Raw genomic sequence first — 17,922 nt, forward strand, 5'->3', positions numbered from 1 at the left:
TCGCCGCTCCGCTGGACCACTCGCGCACGCTACGCCGAGCAACACGACAGGCCGCATGCCCATCCGCTCCCGCCCTCTCCGCCTCACCCGCCGGCGCGCGGCCGGCTGGCTCGCCGCCGCCCTCGCGCTGTCGGCTGCCCCGTCCTTGGCGGCCGAGCCGATCGTGCTGCGGGTCGGCGACCAGAAGGGCGGCAACCGCTCGCTGCTCGAGATCTCCGGCTTCGGAAAGGACCTCCCCTACACCATCGCCTGGTCGGAATTCCCCGCCGCCGCGCCGATCCTGGAAGCGCTCAATGCCGGCGCCCTCGATGTCGGCTATACCGGCGACCTGTCGCTGCTCACCGCCTACGCGGCCGGCGCCCCGATCAAGGCGATCGGCGGCACCAAATCGGACCCGCGGAGCCAGGCGATCCTGGTGCGGCAGGATTCGCCGATCCGCTCGGCCGCCGACCTCAAGGGCAAGCGCCTGGCCGGCACCCGCGGCGGCTGGGGCCAGTTCCTGATCGACGCGACCCTGGAGAAGGCGCGGATCAAGCTGGAGGACGCCACCTTCGCAGCTCTCAATCCGGTGGACGCCAAGGTGGCGCTGGTGGCCGGCTCGGTGGATGCCTGGGCGGTGTGGGAGCCCTACGTTTCGTTCGCGACCCTCAAGGACAAGGCTCGGGTGATCGCCGACGGCGAGGGGTTGACGCCGACCATCACGTTCATCGTCGCCTCAGACAGCGCCATCGCCGGGAAGCGCGCCGCCGTGCAGGATCTGCTGGAGCGCCTGAACAAGGCCCGGCTCTGGTCGCTCGACCATCTTCCCGAATACGCCAAGAGCACCGCCGCGCTGACCCGCCTGCCCGAGGACGTGCTGCTAGCGGCCTATTCGGCGCAGCGGACCGGCCCGATCGGGATCGACGACGGCGTGGTCGCGGAGGTCCAGGAGGCCGCCGACCGCGCCACCCGCTACGGCATCCTGGGCAAGCGGCTCGACGTCGGCCAAGCCGTCGATCGGAGTTTTACGGCCGCGGCGTCGAATTGAGGCGGCATGCTTTCGGCATGGACGGACCCGCCGGAAGCGGGCCGAGGTTGCACGCTTGATGATCGTCCGGGCGTGCCGGCGGGATGCCGTCAACCGCGGCTTCCCATGACTTTGAAGCTGGGTTGCCATCCCTCTGCACCGGGAAAACTCTGCGCCCGTCGGAGGCGGGCGGCTTGCGTACAACCCGGCTGTACGCCAGATTTGACTCATGTCCTTCGAGACGATGCACACGTTGCGCCGCGCGCCCGAGGCCACGCCGCTTTTTCCAGAGCTGAGCGTGGTCGTAACCCTGTGTGATACGGTGACGGACGATGGGCTTTCCATTGCCGCCGGATCGCGTGGAACCGTCGTCGAGGTCTATGCCGGTGGCGAGGCCTATGAGGTTGAGTTCGCACGCCCGGTCATCGGCAACGCAACGATTCGAGCCGAAGCTCTCGCGGCCGCCTGACCCGGATGTCACGTCCCGGCGCACGGGTACCGGTGCCGTGCATCCCGGACGCCAAGATCGGCTGCTATCTTCTCGACGTGGGCCATGCCGAAGGTGGGCCGAAAGCCGCGTTTTTTCTCGCCCGCGGTTTCGCACGCGAGGATCCCCGCCCCTTCATCGCTGCGCTCCTCGATCACGGACGCAGCGAGTATTTTTCCCGTGTCGCATAGAATAAGTTCGTCACCAAATACATCTACGAAGGGGCGATGCAGATGCCCGACGGATCGATTCATCGAATCAGATCCGTCTGGAAGCTTATCGACGAGGGTGCCTTCATGGCGCTCGTGACCGCATACCCGATCTGAGCTTGAAAATGCGAGGCTGAGCGGAATTCTATCGTTATCCGCGCATCCTTCCAGGACGGACTGCTCAAAAACAGGCCCACGAGATCGATGAATCGGCACGCGTGATCAAGCCGCCCGCCGCGACGAAGACGGCATCGCCCATCGAAGCTGCATGAGCCCCACGGGACGAAGCCGGAAGCAATTTTTGCCGCACCGCGGGAGCTTCGCCGTTGCCGGCACGTTCACTGGACGCTCCCCGCACCGGCACGTGGCCGTGCGGGTCGCGTTCCGGAGTGTCCATGTCTGATTCCCGACGTCCTGCTTCACAGGCCCGCGCGACCCGTACGCGTATCCAGGAAGGCCAGCCCTATCCCCTCGGCGCCACCTGGGACGGCCTGGGCGTCAACTTCGCCCTGTTCTCGGCCCACGCCACCAAGGTCGAGCTCTGCCTGTTCGACGACCAAGGCGAGAAGGAGATCGAGCGGATCGAGCTCCCCGAATACACGGACGAGATCTGGCACGGCTACCTGCCGGATGCGCGGCCCGGCACGATCTACGGCTACCGGGTCCACGGCCCCTACGAGCCCAAGGCCGGCCACCGGTTCAACCCCAACAAGCTGCTGATCGACCCCTACGCCAAGGGTCTGGTCGGCTCGATCACCTGGAACCCAGCCCTGTTCGGCTACCAGATGGAATCAGGTGACGACCTGACCTTCGACGAGCGCGACAGCGCACCGTTCAACCGCCGCTCGCGGGTGATCGACCCGGCCTTCACCTGGGGCCGGCACCGCAAGCCGCACGTGCCGTGGGAGAAGACGATCTTCTACGAGGCCCACGTGAAGGGCATGACCAAGCTCGATCCGCGGGTGCCCGAGAAGCTGCGCGGCACCTATGCCGGGCTCGGCACCCCGGACGTGCTCGACTACATCAAGAGCCTGGGCGTCACTTCGGTTGAGCTGCTGCCGGTGCATTCCTTCGTGCAGGACGATTACCTGCAGCAGAAGAACCTGGTGAATTACTGGGGCTACAACACGATCTCGTTCTTCACCCCCGCCCGGCGCTACGCGGCGGTGCCGGATTTCGCCTTCTCCGAGTTCAAGGAGATGGTCTCGCGCTTCCACGGCGCCGGCCTCGAGGTGATCCTCGACGTGGTCTACAACCACACCGCCGAGGGTAACGAGAAGGGCCCGACCCTGTCGTTCAAGGGCGTCGACAACGCCTCCTACTACCGGCTGATGCCGGGCGAGCCGCGCTACTACATCAACGACACCGGCACCGGGAACACCTTCAACCTGTCGCATCCGCGGGTGCTGCAGCTCGTGACCGACTCGTTGCGCTACTGGGCCACCGAGATGCGGGTCGACGGCTTCCGCTTCGACCTCGCCACGATCCTCGGCCGCGAGCCCTACGGGTTCGACGAGGGCGGCGGCTTCCTCGACACCTGCCGGCAGGACCCGGTGCTCAACAACGTCAAGCTCATCGCCGAGCCGTGGGATTGCGGCCCGGGCGGCTACCAGGTCGGCGGCTTCCCGCCCGGCTGGGCCGAGTGGAACGACCGGTTCCGCGACGACGTGCGCGCCTATTGGCGGGGCGATCCCGGCCTGCTGCCGGACCTCGCCGCCCGGGTCTCGGGCTCGGCGGACAAGTTCAACAAGCGCGGCCGCAAGCCCTGGGCCTCGGTGAACTTCCTCACCGCCCATGACGGCTTCACCCTGCACGACACGGTGGCCTACAACGAGAAGCACAACGAGGCGAACGGCGAGGGCAACCGCGACGGCCACTCGCACAACCTCTCGTACAATTACGGCGTCGAGGGCCCCACCGAGGACCCGGAGATCAAGGCGGTGCGGCTGCGCCAGATGCGCAACATGCTGGCGACCCTGTTCCTGTCCCGCGGCACCCCGATGCTGCTCGCCGGCGATGAGTTCGCCCGCACCCAGAACGGCAACAACAACGCCTATTGCCAGGACAACGAGGTCTCCTGGCTCGACTGGGGTGCGATCGGCGACGAACAGCGGGATCTGGCGGAGTTCACCCAGCGCCTGATCATCCTGCGCAACGCCCTGCCGATCCTCAGCCGCGGGCGCTTCCTCACCGGCCAGTACGACGAGGAGTTCGGGGTCAAGGATGTCACCTGGCTGCGCCCGGACGGGGGCGAGATGGCCAGCGAGAACTGGTCCGAGGGGGAGGCGAAGGCCTTCGCGGTCCAACTCGACGGGCGCGCCCAGGCCACCGGCCTGCACCGCCGCGGCGGCGACGCGACGCTGCTGATCATGTTCAACGCCCACCACGACCTGGTGACGTTCACCCTGCCCGAATCGCCCAGCGGCATCGCCTGGACCCGGCTGCTCGACACCAACCTGCCCGACAGCCAGGACGTGGAGAGCTTCAAGTTCGGCACCGGCTACGCCGTGACCGGGCGCTCGCTGCTGATGTTCGTGTTGAAGCCCGAGGACACCCCGGGCGACGACGCCACCGAGATGGAGCGTTCCTACCAGCACGTGATGCAGGCTTTTGAGCGCGCCAACGTGGAGAGCGTCCACTTCCACCTCGACCCGGAGGCGTAAAATGTGCGGGCGGGACGGTTTTCGTCCCGCCCGGGCACCATTGCCTTGCGCCCGGCGGCGCACACGGCTAACAGCACCCCACCGCGCGGCCCTGGTCGCGCCCGGCGCCTGAGCGTCCGGGCGCCCTGTCCGCGGCCGGAGGGGTGGCCGAGTGGTTGAAGGCGCACGCCTGGAAAGTGTGTATACGGGAAACCGTATCGCGGGTTCGAATCCCGCTCCCTCCGCCATCTGAGCCGCAAAACCCTAGACTCATCAGCAGGTCGACGGCGTTCAGCGCGGCCCTGCCGGTGATGATCCCGACAAGCCGCCCGTACGGGATGCGCGGGCGGCGTTCGCTGACGTCGGCGGCATCCTCGAACCGGGGAGGATGCATTGGTCTACGTGCTCATCATCATGCTGGCCGGATCCGGCTCCGCGATCGGGTCCGTCGAGTTCAACACCAAGGACGCCTGCGAGACGGCCGCTAAGGCGATCGCCAAGGCCGACCGCCCCTATGCCGGGGCCTCCGCGATCACCGTGTGCGTGGCCAAGGGATAGGCTTGCACGCCTGCGCTCGGACGCTTTGCCGGCCCCTCGATGCCTCGGCCGGCGTTCGACCACTGCGTCCCCAGGCCAGATCCGATCATGCCGGGACGGGTACGCCCATTACGAACACCGACACTTGACCCGATCATTTGAACGACCGCAGCGAAATAAATATTCGCCGCCGGCATCGACACATCTATTGAATATTTTCCGAGTCGGATGCAGCATTCGTGTGCAGGCAGCGATTCGTTCGGGCCGCTGACACCTTCGGAAGGTGCCCTGTCGGCTGTCAGCGAACGGGCCGCACAAGGGAGGTCATCATGAGGCGGAAACACGCTCCATTTGTATCGATGGTCACGCAGGGACCGGTCCTGCTCTGCGCAGCGCTCCTGTGCAGCACGGCCGCGCTGGCCGAGGACATGCCCCGGCAGGGTGAGTTCCGCATCACTTACACGTCGACCACCCCGGTCGCGCCGAAGCCGGTCATGATCGGCACCAACCGCACGGCCTCGGCGACGATCAACATGATGACCGCCGTCAATGAATCGAACGGCAAGCTCCTGCACAACATGGCCGGGCGCTGCACCTCGGCGCCGATCATGGATAACGACGCCAAGACCTTCGAGAACCACGGCTATTGCGACTACGTCGATGCCGATGGCGACCACGTCTTCGAGAAATGGGACTATCCCGTCCAACCGATGGCCGCGGCCACGGAGGGGACCGGCGAATGGATCGGCGGCACCGGCAAGTTCGCGGGCCTGACCGGCACCATGAAGATCCGCTCCCGGCGGCTGACCACCCTCACCGAGGGTGCCGTGCAGGTCACCGGCGAGAAGCTCGGCAGCTACAGCTTCCAGAACACCGTCGCGGACGCGAAGTAGCCGGCGGCTCGCATCACGCCGCCGCGACCCGCGTCGTGGCGGCTTCCCAATCCGCCCCCCAATCCTGCACGACGTGACCCGGGGAGACCTCCCGGTAGAGGCGCTCGGGCGCGACGTAGTCCGGCGCGCGGATCGGGCTGCGGATCTCGTCGTCCGGCAGGGCGTGGCGGTCGCGGCGGCGGGCCGGGTCGGGGACCGGGACGGCGGCGAGCAGCTTCTTCGTGTAGGGATGCTGCGGGTCGCCGAACACGGCCGCGCGGGGGCCGATCTCCACGATCTCGCCAAGATACATCACCGCCACCCGGTGGCTCACCCGCTCGACCACGGCCATGTCGTGGGAGATGAACAGGTAGGCGAGCCCCATCTCGGCCTGCAGGTCGAGCATCAGGTTGACCACCTGCGCCTTCACCGAGACGTCCAGCGCCGAGACCGCCTCGTCGGCGACGATCAGGCGGGGGCGGAGCGCAAGCGCCCGGGCGATGCAGATGCGCTGGCGCTGGCCGCCGGAGAATTCGTGCGGGAAGCGCCCGGCGGCCTCGGCCGGCAGGCCGACCCGGGTCAGCAGCGCCTCGGCCCGCTCCCGCGCCGCGCGGCGGGAGGCGAGGCGGTTGATCAGCAGGGGCTCGGCCACCGCGGCGCCGACGCTCATGCGCGGATCGAGGCTGGCGAACGGGTCCTGGAAGATCATCTGCATCCGCTGGCGGCGCGTGCGCAGGGTCTTGGCATCGAGGCCGATCAGGTCCTCGCCGTCGAGCAGGACCGAGCCGGAGAGGGGCTCGACCAGGCGCAGGATCGAACGGCCGGTGGTGGACTTGCCGCAGCCGGATTCACCGACCAGCGCCAGGGTCTCGCCGGCCGCGAGGCTGAACGAGACCCGCTCCACCGCGTGGACCCGGCCCGTCACCCGGCCGAACAGGCCGGCGCGCATCTCGAACCGGGTGGTCAGGTCGCGCACCTCCAGGACCGGGCGCTCGGCCGCCCGGACGGTGTCGGGGGTCTCGGGCGTCGGCTCGGCGACGCCGGTGGCGCGGTCGATCACGGGGAAGCGCATCGGCCGGGCACGGCCCGCCATGGCGCCGAGCCGCGGCACGGCCGCCAGCAGCGCCCGGGTGTAGGGATCCTCGGGCGCGGAGAAGATCCGGGCGGTGGGGCCGGCCTCCACAGCGCGGCCGCGATACATCACCACCGTGCGGTCGGCGATCTCGGCGACCACGCCCATGTCGTGGGTGATGAACAGGACCGACATGCCCTCCTCGTCCTGGAGGCTCTTGATCAGGTCGAGGATCTGGGCCTGGATCGTCACGTCGAGCGCCGTGGTCGGCTCGTCGGCGATCAGGAGTTTGGGCCGGCAGGCCAGCGCCATGGCGATCATCACCCGCTGGCGCATGCCGCCCGAGAACAGGTGCGGGTATTGATGGATCCGCGACCGGGCGCCCGGGATCCGGACCTTGTCGAGCAGCCGGACCACCTCGGCCTCGGCGGCGGCCCGCGACAGGCCCCGGTGCCGGATCAGCGACTCGGCGATCTGGAAGCCGATGGTCAGGACCGGGTTCAGGGAGGTCATCGGCTCCTGGAAGATCATGGCGATGGAATCGCCCCGGACCCGGCGCATCTCGGCCTCGGAGGCGGTGCGCAGCTCCCGACCCTCGAAGCGCACGCTGCCGCCGATGCGGCTCGCGTCCCGGGCGAGCAGGCGCATGATCGACATGGCGCTGACGCTCTTGCCGGAGCCGGATTCGCCCACCAGCGCCACGGTCTCCCGGGGGCCGATGTCGAACGACACGCCGTGCACCACCTCGCGCCACCGCCCGTCGGAACGGAAAGCGGCGGTGAGGTCGCGCACCGACAGGATCGGATCCGTCACGGGGGTCACTCCTGATCAGTCCGGATTTCGCGCGGCAACGAACCGCCTACCCTCCACCTCATCCCATGCGGTTGCGGGCCGGGACGGACGGGACACCACCCGCGCCTCTCCCTCCCCCCTCTGCGGGGGAGGGTGGGCCGGCCGTTAGGCCGGGTCGGGAGAGGGGAACCCGGGTTCAGGACAAGGCGCGACCGGCATGACGGGCGAAGCCCAATTCTGCACCGTCGCTCCCCTCTCCCGACCCCCTTCGGGGGCCACCCTCCCCCGCAGAGGGGGGAGGGCGGGCGCGCGGCTTTCCGACCGCTATCAGAGCTGCGCAGGCCCATGCCTAAAAAACCCGCCGCGGGTCGAGGGCGTCGCGCAGGCCGTCGCCGATGAAGTTGATCGACAGGACCGTCAAGAAAATCGCGCCGCCGGGGAACAGCGCCCAATGCGGGGCGACGTCGAGATGGTCCTTGGCGTCGAACAGCAGCCGGCCCCAGGTCGGGATGTCCGGGGGGAAGCCGAGGCCGAGGAACGAGAGGGTCGATTCCGCGATGATCGCCGCCGAGACCTCGATGGAGGCGGCCACGATCACCGGCCCGAGCGCGTTCGGCAGGATGTGGCGGCGCACGAGGTGGCCGGTGGTCGCCCCCTGCGAGCGGGCCGCCTCCACGAACTCCTTCTCGCGCAGCGTCAGGAACTGCGCCCGCACCAGCCGGGCGACCGGCATCCAGCGCAGGCCGCCGATCACCGCGACGATCATGAGGAAGACGCCGCCCTGGACCCCGAATACGGCCTTCAGGCTGTCGCGGAACAGGTAGATCACCAACAGCAGCAAGGGCAGCTGCGGCAGGGACAGGAACAGGTCGGTCAGCCACATCAGGGCCGGGTCGAGCATCCGGCGCGACATGCCGGCGAGCGCCCCGACCACGACCCCGATCAGGCTCGCCACCGCCATGGCGGCGAAGCCCACCGCGAGCGAGATCCGGCCGCCGTAGATCATCCGGGCGAGCAGGTCCTGGCCGAGGTCGTCGGTGCCGAACGGGTGCGCCCAGGACGGGCCCTGGAGCTGGGCGGCGAAGTCGATGTCGTCGATGGCCAGCGGCCAGATCAGGCCGCCGAACAGCACCCCGCCGACCAGCACCGCCAGCACGGCGACGCTCGCCAGCGCCAGCCGGTGCCGGCGGAAGCGCCGCCAGGTCTCCCGCCCGGGCGAGGCCGGGGCGCGGGCGAGGGGAGGCGCCTCAACGGAGGGCGATGCGAGGGTCGAGCCAGCCATAGAGCAGGTCCGCGACGAGGTTGAACAGGACGACGAGGCCGGCGAACACGAAGGTCACGGCCATCACCACCGGGGTGTCGTTGGCCAGCATCGCGTCGATCAGCAGGGAGCCGATGCCGGGGATCCGGAAGATCTGCTCGGTGACGATGGCGCCGCCGAACACCGCCGGGATCTGAAGGGCGACGAGCGTCACCACCGGGATCAGGGCGTTGCGGGCGATGTGCCGGCGGGTGACCGTGCCCTCGGTGAGCCCCTTGGCCCGGGCGGTGGTGACGTAGTCGAGGCGGGCCACGTCCAGCGCCGAGGCGCGCACGTAGCGGGTGTAGGAGGCGGCCTGGAAGAAGCCCAGCACCGCCACCGGCATGATCGCCTGCCGGATGGTCTCCCAGGCCCAGGCCAGGCCGGTGCCGGGGAGGTTCGCCTGGTAGACGAAGGGCAGCCAGCCGAGCTTGATCGAGAACAGCAGGATGAACAGGAGGCCGGTGAAGAAGGTCGGCAGCGAGAAGCCCACGAAGGCCAGGGTGTTGGCGACCTGGTCGGCCAGCGAGTAGGGCCGGCGGGCGGCGTAGAGGCCCACCGGCACCGCCACCAGCAGGGCCAGGACCTGCGAGGAGCCGACCACGAACAGGGTGGTGGGCAGCCGCTGCAGGATCAGCGCGTCGACATTCACCCGGCTGGCGAACGAAAAACCCCAATCCCCGTGCAGCATGGCCCAGAGCCAGCGCAGGTAGCGGGTGAAGATCGGGTCATCGAGGCCGAACTTCACCCGGAGGGCCGCGCGCACCTCGGGGGGGACGTTCGGGTTGGCGGCGAGCTCGCCGAACGGGTCGCCCGGCGCGAGCGCCAGGACGACGAACAGGATCAGGCTGATCCCGAGCAAGCTCGGGATCGCGATCAAGAGTCTGCGCAGGATGTAGGCACCCATGGTGCGCGGCTCCCGCTCAGGCCTCCCGGCTCCATTCGGGCAGGAATGACAGGTCGTTGTCCCAGCCGCTGCGCGGCGCCACGAGCTTGGCGGACACCCCCGAGACCTCGGCCCGGTGGATCAGCGGCAGGATGTTCTCCGAGACCGCGAGGTCGTTGGCCTTGATCAGCAGGGCGGCGCGCTTGACCGGATCGAGCTCCGCCTGGGCGGCCTTGTAGGCCGCGTCGTAATCGGCATTGCGCCAGCGGGAGATGTTACGACCCTGCCACTTGTTCTCCTTGGTGGCGGCCTCCCAGGACACGTACTGGAGCAGCCAGGTCGACGGATCGGCCTGGGTCATGCTGATCGCGTACATCTCCATGTCCGCGTAGAAATGCGGGAACGTGTCCGGGTTGGCGGTGTCGGAGGAGAAGAACACCGAGCCGGTGACCGATTTCAGCTCGATCTCGATGCCGGCCTTGGCGGCGGCCTGCTTGATGATCGCCTGGGTCTTCTGGCGCGGGGCGTTGATCGAGGTCTGGAACAGCAGCTTCAGCCGCTTGCCGTCCTTGGCCCGGATGCCGTCGGAGCCCTTCATCCAGCCGGCCTCGTCGAGGAGGGCGTTGGCCTTGGCCGGATCGAACGCGAAGCTGGTGCCCTTCGAGACGAAGCGCTCCGGCCCGTTCACCGAATTGGCCGTGGCCCGGCCGGTGCGGCCGTAGATGTAGTCCTGGATCGACTTGCGATCGACCAGCAGGTTCATCGCCCGGCAGACCTTCGGGTCGGAGAAGGCCGGGTGCTTGGTCTTGAGCGAGGAGCGCTCGCCGTCGACCTCGACGTTCGGGTCGGTGGCGTTGAGCAGCAGGAACTCGAGCTTGCCGCCGTAGACGACGTCCACCCGGCCCTTGCCGCCGGTCTCCAGGCGCTTGAGCACCTCGTCCTCGACGAGCAGGTTCCAGGCGTAGTCGTACTCGCCGGTCTGGAGCACGGCCCGGGCCGCCGAGACCGCGTCGCCGCCGCCCTTCATCTCGACGCTGTCGAAATAGGGGCGGTTGGGCAGGTGGTAATTCGGATTGCGCTCGCCGCGGACGATGTCGCCGGGCCGGAATTCGAGGAACCGGTACGGGCCGGTGCCCACCGGCGCGAGGTTCTGCGGTGCCTCCCGGGACTTGGCGCCGGTATAGGCGGCAAACAGGTGTTTCGGGATCACCATGCCGACGGTGCCCACGAAGGCATCGCTCCAGTACGGCGTCGGCTTGTCGAACAGGATCCGGATGCTGAGGTCGTCGATCTTCTCGACCTTGCAATCCTTGTAGGAGCCGATCGTCACCGCCGCGGTGGCGGGGTCGCGGGCATATTCCCAAGTGAAGACGAGGTCGTCAGCGGTGAGCGGCTTGCCGTCGTGCCAGAGCACTCCGGGCTTGATCTTCCAGACCACCGAGCGGCCGTCCGCGGCGAGCCCGCCATTCTCCTTGGACGGAATCTCGGCGGCGAGAACCGGCACGAGGTTGCCGTCCGGGTCCCAGGCGGCCAGCGGCTCATAGAAGATCCGGGAGGCCTCCTGGTCCTTGGTGCCGATGGCGAAATGCGGGTTGATCAGGGTCGGCGCCTGCCACCAGAGCAGCCGCAGCGCCCCGCCGCCCCCGGCCTTGGCCGGCTTGTAGGCGGCCCGGAGATCGGCGGCCATCGCCACCCCGTTCCCGGCCAGCATCAGCCCGGCCAGCGGCGCGGAGAGCCCGACCGCCAGCATCCGCTGCACGAAGCCGCGCCGTGACAAGTCCCCGGACTTCACCCGCCCGATGAGCCCGCGCAGATCCCGCTCGTCCATGCATCGATCCCTGATTGTCGCCGCGACCCGCACAGCATCCTTGTGGGTGCGGCTTTCGCAGGGCTCTTGGCAAGGGGCGCGCCAGTTACGCTTGGGCCGAAACGTTCTCGCCGGGGCTCGGCAGCTTGGCCCCGGGCCTGCATGACGGCGCCCGATACGGATTCCGGTCGGCGAACTCGAACGGCCTTCCCGTCATTGCGAGCGCAGCGAAGCAACCCAGGGCAGCGCGCGATCTTGGACCGTAGCGGATCCCTAGGTCGCTTCGCTGCGCTCGCGATGACGGTGGAAGGATCGGCCGAGCGATCGGACCGGGAAACGCCTGACATGCAGGGTGCCATACCCGCTATGGCCGCGTGACACGCCCAGCAACACCCTCGGAGACGACTTGATGGACAACCGCAACACTGTGTGGCGCCACGTGGATGCGCAGAAGGAGCGGCTGATCGCCCTCTCCGAGCGCGTCTGGGGCATGCCGGAGGTCTGCTACACGGAAACGCGCTCCTGCGCCGAGCACGCGGCGGAGCTGCGCCACCAGGGCTTTCGCGTCACCGAGCAGGTCGCCGGCATCCCTACCGCGGTGATGGGCGAGGCCGGGGAGGGCGGTCCAGTCATCGCCTTCCTGGGCGAATACGACGCGCTGCCGGGCCTGTCGCAGGAGGCGGGCGTCGCCGAGCACCGGCCGGTGGAGGCGGGCGGCCACGGCCATGGCTGCGGCCACAACCTGCTCGGGGCGGCGGCTTTGCTGGCCGCCACCGCCGTGAAGGATTGGCTGGCCGAGACCGGCACCCCCGGCCGCGTGCGCTATTACGGCTGCCCGGCCGAGGAGGGCGGGGCCGCCAAGGCGTTCCTGGTCCGGGAGGGCGCCTTCGCGGATGCCGACATCGCGATCTCCTGGCACCCGGGCAGCTTCTGGGAGGTGGCGCCCCCGGTGGCGCTCGCCAACACCCGGGCCGACTTCATCTTCACCGGCCGGACCGCCCACGCGGCCGCCGCGCCGCATCTCGGCCGCTCGGCGCTCGACGCGGTGGAGCTGATGAGCGTCGGCGTGAACTACATGCGCGAGCACATGCCCTCGGACGCGCGCGTTCACTACGCCTATCTCGACGCCGGCGGCATCGCCCCCAACGTCGTCCAGGCGAGCGCCCGGGTGCGCTACTCGATCCGGGCGCGGGACCTGCCGGGGATGCTCGCCCTGGTCGAGCGGGTGAAGAAGGTGGCCGAGGGCGCCGCGCTGATGACCGAGACCAGCGTCGAGGTGCGGATCGTCAGCGCCGTCTCGAACCTGCTGGGCAACGACCCGCTGGAGCGGGCGCTCCACGGGGTCATGGAGGAGCTCGGGGCCCCGCATTTCGACGAAGCCGACCGGGCCTTCGCCACCGAGATCCGGTCCACGCTCAGCGACGGCGACATCGATGCCGTGTTCCGCGCCATCGGGCTGCCGCGCACCGAGGCGCCGCTCGCCGATTTCCTGGTGCCGCTCGACGCTCCGCGCAACCCGGCGGTGGGCTCCACCGATGTCGGCGACGTGAGCTGGGTGGTGCCGACCGTGCAGGCCCACGCGCCCACGGTGGCGATCGGAACCCCGTTCCACACCTGGCAGGTGGTGGCACAGGGGCGGAGCCCCGCGGCCCACAAGGCGATGGTCCAGGTCGCCAAGGCGATGGCCGCCACCGGCGCCCTGGCGCTCACCGATCCGGCCCTGCGCGAGGCCGCCAAGGCCGACCTCGCCCGCCGGGTCGGCGCCGCCGGCTACGTCTCGCCCCTGCCCCCGGAGGTGGCGCCGCCGCTGCGGATGTCGGTGGGGTGAGGGCGGTTGTGGGCACCCGCGGGCGTTTCCCGCCGCCGCGTGGGCGACCGGATCCACACGCTTCCGGATGTGGCTCGGGTCCCCTCTCCCGTGCGGGAGAGGGACAGGGTGAGGGATGCGACCTGTCCGGAAAAACCTGATCCCTCACCCCAACCCTCTCCCGCACGGGAGAGGGGCTTGTCGCGCCTTGCACACGCCGATGTGTCAACATCACAGGCTCTGGGAGGCGGGTGGTGATGGACGATAGGCGCCCGCATACCGAAACCCGCCGCGAGCGGGTATGACCCGATCCGGGCGGCCCGCGCCCCGCACGGCATCACCGATGGACGTCACCCCTTCCGAAACGACCTGCGTGGCCATCGTCGGCCTGGGCTATGTCGGGCTCCCGCTCGCTTTGGCGTTCGGCCAGAGCCTGCGCACGATCGGCTACGAGCGGGCGCCCGCCAAGGTCGCGGCCTACCGGGACGGGATCGACCCGGCCGGAGAGATCGAGCCGGCAGCGTTCCGGGCCGCGACCCGCCTGGCGATCACCGACGACCCGACCGCCCTGTCGGAGGCCGACGTGATCATCGTCACGGTGCCGACCCCGGTGGACGACGCCCAGAGCCCGGATTTCAGCCTGCTCACCGAGGCCTCGGCCCTGGTCGGGCGGCACATGCGGGACGGGGCGATCGTGGTGTTCGAGTCCACGGTCTATCCCGGCGCCACCGAGGAGGTCTGCGTCCCCGTGCTGGAGCGCCAGTCCGGCCTGCGCTGGAAGGTGGGCTTTCACGTCGGCTACTCGCCCGAGCGGATCAATCCCGGCGACCGGGAGCACAGCCTCAGTAAGATCGTGAAGATCGTGGCGGGCGACACCCCGGAGACGCTGGCGCGGCTCACCGCGCTCTACGGCACGATCATCGAGGCCGGGATCCACGCCACCTCGTCGATCCGGGTCGCGGAGGCCGCCAAGGTCATCGAGAACACTCAACGCGACCTGAACATCGCGCTGATGAACGAGCTGTCGCAGATCTTCGACAAGCTCGATCTCGACACCCTTGAGGTGCTGCGGGCCGCCGGCACCAAGTGGAATTTTCTGCCGTTCCGCCCGGGGCTGGTGGGTGGCCACTGCATCGGGGTCGATCCCTATTACCTGACCCACAAGGCCGCGATGGTCGGCCACCACCCGCAGGTGATCCTGGCCGGGCGGCGGATCAACGACAGCATGGCCGCCCATGTCGCCCGCAAGACCGTCAAGCTGATCGTCCGGCAAGGCGGCAACGCCGGGGGTGCGAAGGTCATCGTGCTCGGCCTGACCTTCAAGGAGAATTGCGCCGACCTGCGCAATTCCAAGGTCGCCGACCTGGTGCGCGAGCTGGCCGAGTTCGGCTGCGCCGTCTCGGTCCACGATCCCCGCGCCCGCAAGGACGAGGCCCGGGCCGAGTACGGCATCGACCTCGTCGAATGGGCCGACCTGCCCGACGCGGCCGACGCCGTGGTGGTGGCGGTGCCGCACCGGGACTATGCCGAGCGCCGCCCGGAAGACATCGCCGCCCGGCTCAAGCCCGGGGGCCTGATCGTGGACGTGAAGTCGCTCTACGATCCGGACGCGTTCCGGGCGCTGGGGCATACGGTCTGGCGGTTGTAGAGAGGGGAACCCGCACGGCCGCCGACCCGGCGGCGATGCGGCCGGAGCGGATCCGCGATATGCACGAGACCAGCGTCACCCGAGATCCGGACTTCGCCGCCCGGCACGCGCGCTATCCCGAGGCGCAGATCCGCAAAATCCTGACCGACACGCGCACGATCGCCCTGGTCGGCGCCTCCGCGAACCCGGCCCGCCCGAGCTGGATCGTGCTCAAGTACCTGATCGACCGGGGCTACGCGGTCACGCCCGTCAATCCGGGGCTCGCCGGGCAGGACCTGCTCGGGCGGCGGGTGGTAGCCACGCTCGCCGAGGTTCCGGAGCCGATCGACATGGTCGAGATCTTCCGCAATTCCGCCGCCGCCGGCCCCCTGGTGGACGAGGCGCTCGCCCTCGACCCGCTGCCGCAGGTGATCTGGATGCAGCTCGGCGTGCGCGACGACGCGGCGGCTGCCCGGGCCGAGACGCGCGGGCTCACGGTGATCATGAACCGCTGCCCCAAGATCGAGTACGGTCGGCTTTCCGGGGAGATCGGCTGGACCGGGGTGAACTCGCGCATCCTGACCGCGAAGAAGCCGGTGCTGGCCGGCCGAGGCGTCCAGAGGCTCACCATCGCCGAGCGGGGCAAGCGCCCGGAGTGAGCGACGCGGTATCATAATACCACTAGCGCGAAGTCATTACAAAAAAAGATGTTTTCGGGATTTCGATTTTATCGGTTGACGGACCGGGTATCCCCGGCTATCCACCGGCCGTCGCCGCCGCGTGCTCCCCACGCGGCGGCTCGTTTTTCGGCACCCCGAGGCTGTCCGCGTCCCGATCCGTCGGGGTTTCGGCGCGTCGGAACCCTGGGATCTCACCATGAAGACCACCTCGCTAAAGCCCGCCGAGGTCGACAAGAAGTGGATCGTGATCGACGCGGAGGGCCTCGTCGTCGGCCGTCTCGCCTCGATCGTCGCCATGCGCCTGCGCGGCAAGCACAAGGCCGCCTACACGCCCCACGTCGATTGCGGTGACCACGTCATTGTCGTCAACGCGGACAAGGTGAAGTTCACCGGCCGCAAGTACGTCCAGAAGCGCTACTACTACCACACCGGCTACCCGGGCGGGATCAAGGAGCGCACGGCCAAGTTCATCCTCGAAGGGCGCTTCCCCGAGCGCGTGGTCGAGAAGGCCGTCGAGCGCATGCTGCCCCGCGGCCCGCTCTTCCGGCAGATCCTCGGCAACCTCCGCGTCTACAAGGGCGCCGAGCACCCGCACGTCGCCCAGCAGCCGCAGGCGCTCGACGTCGGCGCCCTCAACCGCAAGAACGTGAGCGCTTGATCATGGCGACCCTCCAGTCCCTCGCCGACCTCAACCGGGCGAATACCGGCGCGGTCGACCCCGCCAACGAGGCCCCCGTCCACGTCCAGAAGCTGGACGCGCAGGGCCGCGCCTACGCCACCGGCAAGCGCAAGGACGCGGTCGCCCGCGTCTGGATCAAGCCGGGCAAGGGCACGGTCACGATCAACAAGCGCCCGGTCGAGGTCTACTTCGCCCGTCCGGTGCTGCGCATGATCCTGCGCCAGCCGCTGGAGATCGCCAACCGCGTCGACCAGTACGACATCAACGTCACGGTCGCCGGCGGCGGTCTCTCGGGTCAGGCCGGCGCCGTGCGCCACGGTCTCTCGAAGGCCCTGACCTACTACGAGCCGGAGCTGCGCGCCCCGCTGAAGCGCGAAGGCTTCCTCACCCGCGACGCCCGCGTCGTCGAGCGCAAGAAGTACGGCCGCAAGAAGGCCCGCCGCAGCTTCCAGTTCTCGAAGCGCTGATCCGCGGTTTCATCGTTATGTTGGAGGAGGGCGGTTCCTGCGGGAGCCGCCCTTTTTCGTGTTCGGACCGGCCTGGGCCGGGGTTGACGGCGGCGCCCAAGCGCGGCCGTTCACGGGCTGCGGAGCGTGCCGGCGAATCGCGCTCGGCTCACCGCATCCGGACGACGGGACTGACACGATGGCCGACCTCAAGCGACGTGACCTCCTCGCGGCCGGCGCCGGCGGCGCGGCCCTGCTCGCCCTGGCGGGATCGGCCCCGGCGGGAGCCGCCCAGTCCGGTGCAATCCGGGTAAAGGGCCTCGCGATCGGCGAGGGCCGGCCCAAGATCATCGTCTCGGTCGCCGGCAAGACGCCGGAGGCCGTGCTCGAACAGGCGCCCGCGCTCGCGGGGCGGCCCGAAATCGACATCGTCGAGCTGCGAATCGACCACCTCGCCGAGGCCCTCGATCCCGCCGCCTCGGCCGCCCTGGCGGCGCCGGTCGCGGCTTCCATCGGCGGCAAGCCGCTGCTCGCGACGTTTCGGACGAAGCGCGAGGGCGGCGAGACCGCGATCGAGCCGCCCCGCTACGCCGCGCTCTACCAGGCCCTGCTCGACACGAAGGCCGTGGACCTGATCGACCTCGAACTCGCCCTGCTGGAGGCGCCCGCGGTCGCCGCCGTGCAGAGGCGCGCGCAGGGTACGGGCGTGGCGGTCCTGCTCTCGCACCACGATTTCGGCGGCACGCCGCCGACCGAGCGCATGCTGGCCCTCCTCGAAGAGCAGGCCGCCCGGGGCGCGGATATCTGCAAGCTCGCCGTGATGCCCAAGGATGCGGGCGACGTGATCCGGCTGCTCGACGCGACCCGGCAGATGCGGTCCCGCCACCCCGACCGCCCCCTGCTGACCATGGCGATGGGCGCGCTCGGCGCCGTGACACGGGTCTCCGGGGCAGTGTTCGGCTCGGCCGCGACCTTCGGCAAGGTCGGGGCGGCCTCAGCTCCAGGCCAGATGGACGTGGCAGAGCTGCGCTCCGTCATCGACGCGCTCGGCCGCGCCCTGGAGCCTTGATACG

General features: G+C 69.4%; 17 protein-coding genes and 1 tRNA gene. 12 read left to right on the top strand and 6 right to left on the bottom strand.

Annotated elements, in window-relative coordinates; translation table 11 throughout:
• Positions 1–55: 55 nt before the first annotated feature.
• The gene (locus BM228_RS07510) at positions 56–1,027 is read left to right on the top strand and encodes an ABC transporter substrate-binding protein (RefSeq protein ID WP_092038631.1); all 972 of its coding nucleotides are present in this window, start codon (positions 56–58) and stop codon (positions 1,025–1,027) included.
• 208 nt (positions 1,028–1,235) lie between these two features.
• Entirely contained in the window at positions 1,236–1,475 is a 240-nt protein-coding gene (locus BM228_RS07515; protein ID WP_092038633.1) for a DUF4926 domain-containing protein, read from the top strand.
• Between the two features lie 8 nt (positions 1,476–1,483).
• Here the strand turns inward: BM228_RS07515 and BM228_RS33675 are convergent, their stop codons facing one another.
• The gene (locus BM228_RS33675; RefSeq protein WP_139234060.1) at positions 1,484–1,747 is read right to left on the bottom strand and encodes a hypothetical protein; all 264 of its coding nucleotides are present in this window, start codon (positions 1,745–1,747) and stop codon (positions 1,484–1,486) included.
• Between the two features lie 136 nt (positions 1,748–1,883).
• Positions 1,884–2,099 carry a hypothetical protein gene (locus BM228_RS33680; protein ID WP_139234061.1) on the bottom strand — a complete coding sequence of 72 codons (216 nt, stop codon included), beginning with the start codon at positions 2,097–2,099 and terminating at the stop codon, positions 1,884–1,886.
• On the opposite strand from BM228_RS33680, the gene glgX reads away from it, so the two are divergent.
• The 4 genes from glgX to BM228_RS07530 all read left to right on the top strand — a co-directional run bounded on the left by glgX (position 2,098) and on the right by BM228_RS07530 (position 5,774).
• Positions 2,098–4,365, top strand: a complete 2,268-nt coding sequence (gene glgX / locus BM228_RS07520; protein ID WP_092038635.1) for a glycogen debranching protein GlgX — start codon at positions 2,098–2,100, stop codon at positions 4,363–4,365. The genes BM228_RS33680 and glgX overlap by 2 nt on opposite strands.
• A gap of 137 nt (positions 4,366–4,502) precedes the next feature.
• Positions 4,503–4,592: transfer RNA gene (locus BM228_RS07525), tRNA-Ser, on the top strand.
• Positions 4,593–4,737: 145 nt separating this feature from the next.
• Positions 4,738–4,902: a hypothetical protein gene (locus tag BM228_RS34590; RefSeq protein WP_167367687.1), complete on the top strand. Its 165-nt coding sequence runs from the start codon at positions 4,738–4,740 to the stop codon at positions 4,900–4,902.
• A 308-nt stretch (positions 4,903–5,210) separates the two neighbouring features.
• On the top strand, positions 5,211–5,774 hold the full coding sequence (locus tag BM228_RS07530; protein ID WP_139234062.1) for a hypothetical protein: 564 nt from the start codon (positions 5,211–5,213) through the stop codon (positions 5,772–5,774).
• 13 nt (positions 5,775–5,787) lie between these two features.
• On the opposite strand, the gene BM228_RS07535 is transcribed toward BM228_RS07530, so the two are convergent.
• From BM228_RS07535 to BM228_RS07550, 4 genes are all read right to left on the bottom strand, one after another.
• Complete coding sequence (locus BM228_RS07535; RefSeq protein WP_092038731.1) at positions 5,788–7,638, bottom strand: ABC transporter ATP-binding protein; 1,851 nt, start codon at positions 7,636–7,638, stop codon at positions 5,788–5,790.
• Between the two features lie 328 nt (positions 7,639–7,966).
• Complete coding sequence (locus BM228_RS07540) at positions 7,967–8,899, bottom strand: ABC transporter permease (RefSeq protein WP_092038639.1); 933 nt, start codon at positions 8,897–8,899, stop codon at positions 7,967–7,969.
• On the bottom strand, positions 8,865–9,824 hold the full coding sequence (locus tag BM228_RS07545) for an ABC transporter permease (protein ID WP_092038641.1): 960 nt from the start codon (positions 9,822–9,824) through the stop codon (positions 8,865–8,867). The genes BM228_RS07540 and BM228_RS07545 overlap by 35 nt, the downstream gene beginning before the upstream one ends.
• 16 nt (positions 9,825–9,840) lie before the next feature.
• The gene (locus BM228_RS07550) at positions 9,841–11,631 is read right to left on the bottom strand and encodes a peptide ABC transporter substrate-binding protein (protein WP_092038642.1); all 1,791 of its coding nucleotides are present in this window, start codon (positions 11,629–11,631) and stop codon (positions 9,841–9,843) included.
• Between the two features lie 388 nt (positions 11,632–12,019).
• Between BM228_RS07550 and BM228_RS07555 the strand changes: the two genes are divergently transcribed.
• The 6 genes from BM228_RS07555 (at position 12,020) to aroD (ending at position 17,918) form a co-directional block, all read left to right on the top strand.
• Complete coding sequence (locus tag BM228_RS07555) at positions 12,020–13,438, top strand: M20 family metallopeptidase (RefSeq protein WP_092038644.1); 1,419 nt, start codon at positions 12,020–12,022, stop codon at positions 13,436–13,438.
• 322 nt (positions 13,439–13,760) lie between these two features.
• Positions 13,761–15,065, top strand: coding sequence for a nucleotide sugar dehydrogenase (locus BM228_RS07565; protein WP_092038648.1), 1,305 nt, complete (start codon positions 13,761–13,763; stop codon positions 15,063–15,065).
• 59 nt (positions 15,066–15,124) lie between these two features.
• Positions 15,125–15,703 carry a CoA-binding protein gene (locus BM228_RS07570; protein WP_092038733.1) on the top strand — a complete coding sequence of 193 codons (579 nt, stop codon included), beginning with the start codon at positions 15,125–15,127 and terminating at the stop codon, positions 15,701–15,703.
• Between the two features lie 217 nt (positions 15,704–15,920).
• Complete coding sequence (gene rplM, locus BM228_RS07575; RefSeq protein WP_007565855.1) at positions 15,921–16,382, top strand: 50S ribosomal protein L13; 462 nt, start codon at positions 15,921–15,923, stop codon at positions 16,380–16,382.
• Between the two features lie 2 nt (positions 16,383–16,384).
• Positions 16,385–16,870: a 30S ribosomal protein S9 gene (gene rpsI, locus BM228_RS07580; protein ID WP_007565853.1), complete on the top strand. Its 486-nt coding sequence runs from the start codon at positions 16,385–16,387 to the stop codon at positions 16,868–16,870.
• A gap of 178 nt (positions 16,871–17,048) precedes the next feature.
• The gene (gene aroD / locus BM228_RS07585) at positions 17,049–17,918 is read left to right on the top strand and encodes a type I 3-dehydroquinate dehydratase (RefSeq protein WP_092038650.1); all 870 of its coding nucleotides are present in this window, start codon (positions 17,049–17,051) and stop codon (positions 17,916–17,918) included.
• The last annotated feature ends 4 nt before the right edge of the window (positions 17,919–17,922 follow it).

Source organism: Methylobacterium pseudosasicola, from assembly GCF_900114535.1.
Classification (GTDB): Bacteria; Pseudomonadota; Alphaproteobacteria; order Rhizobiales; family Beijerinckiaceae; genus Methylobacterium; species Methylobacterium pseudosasicola.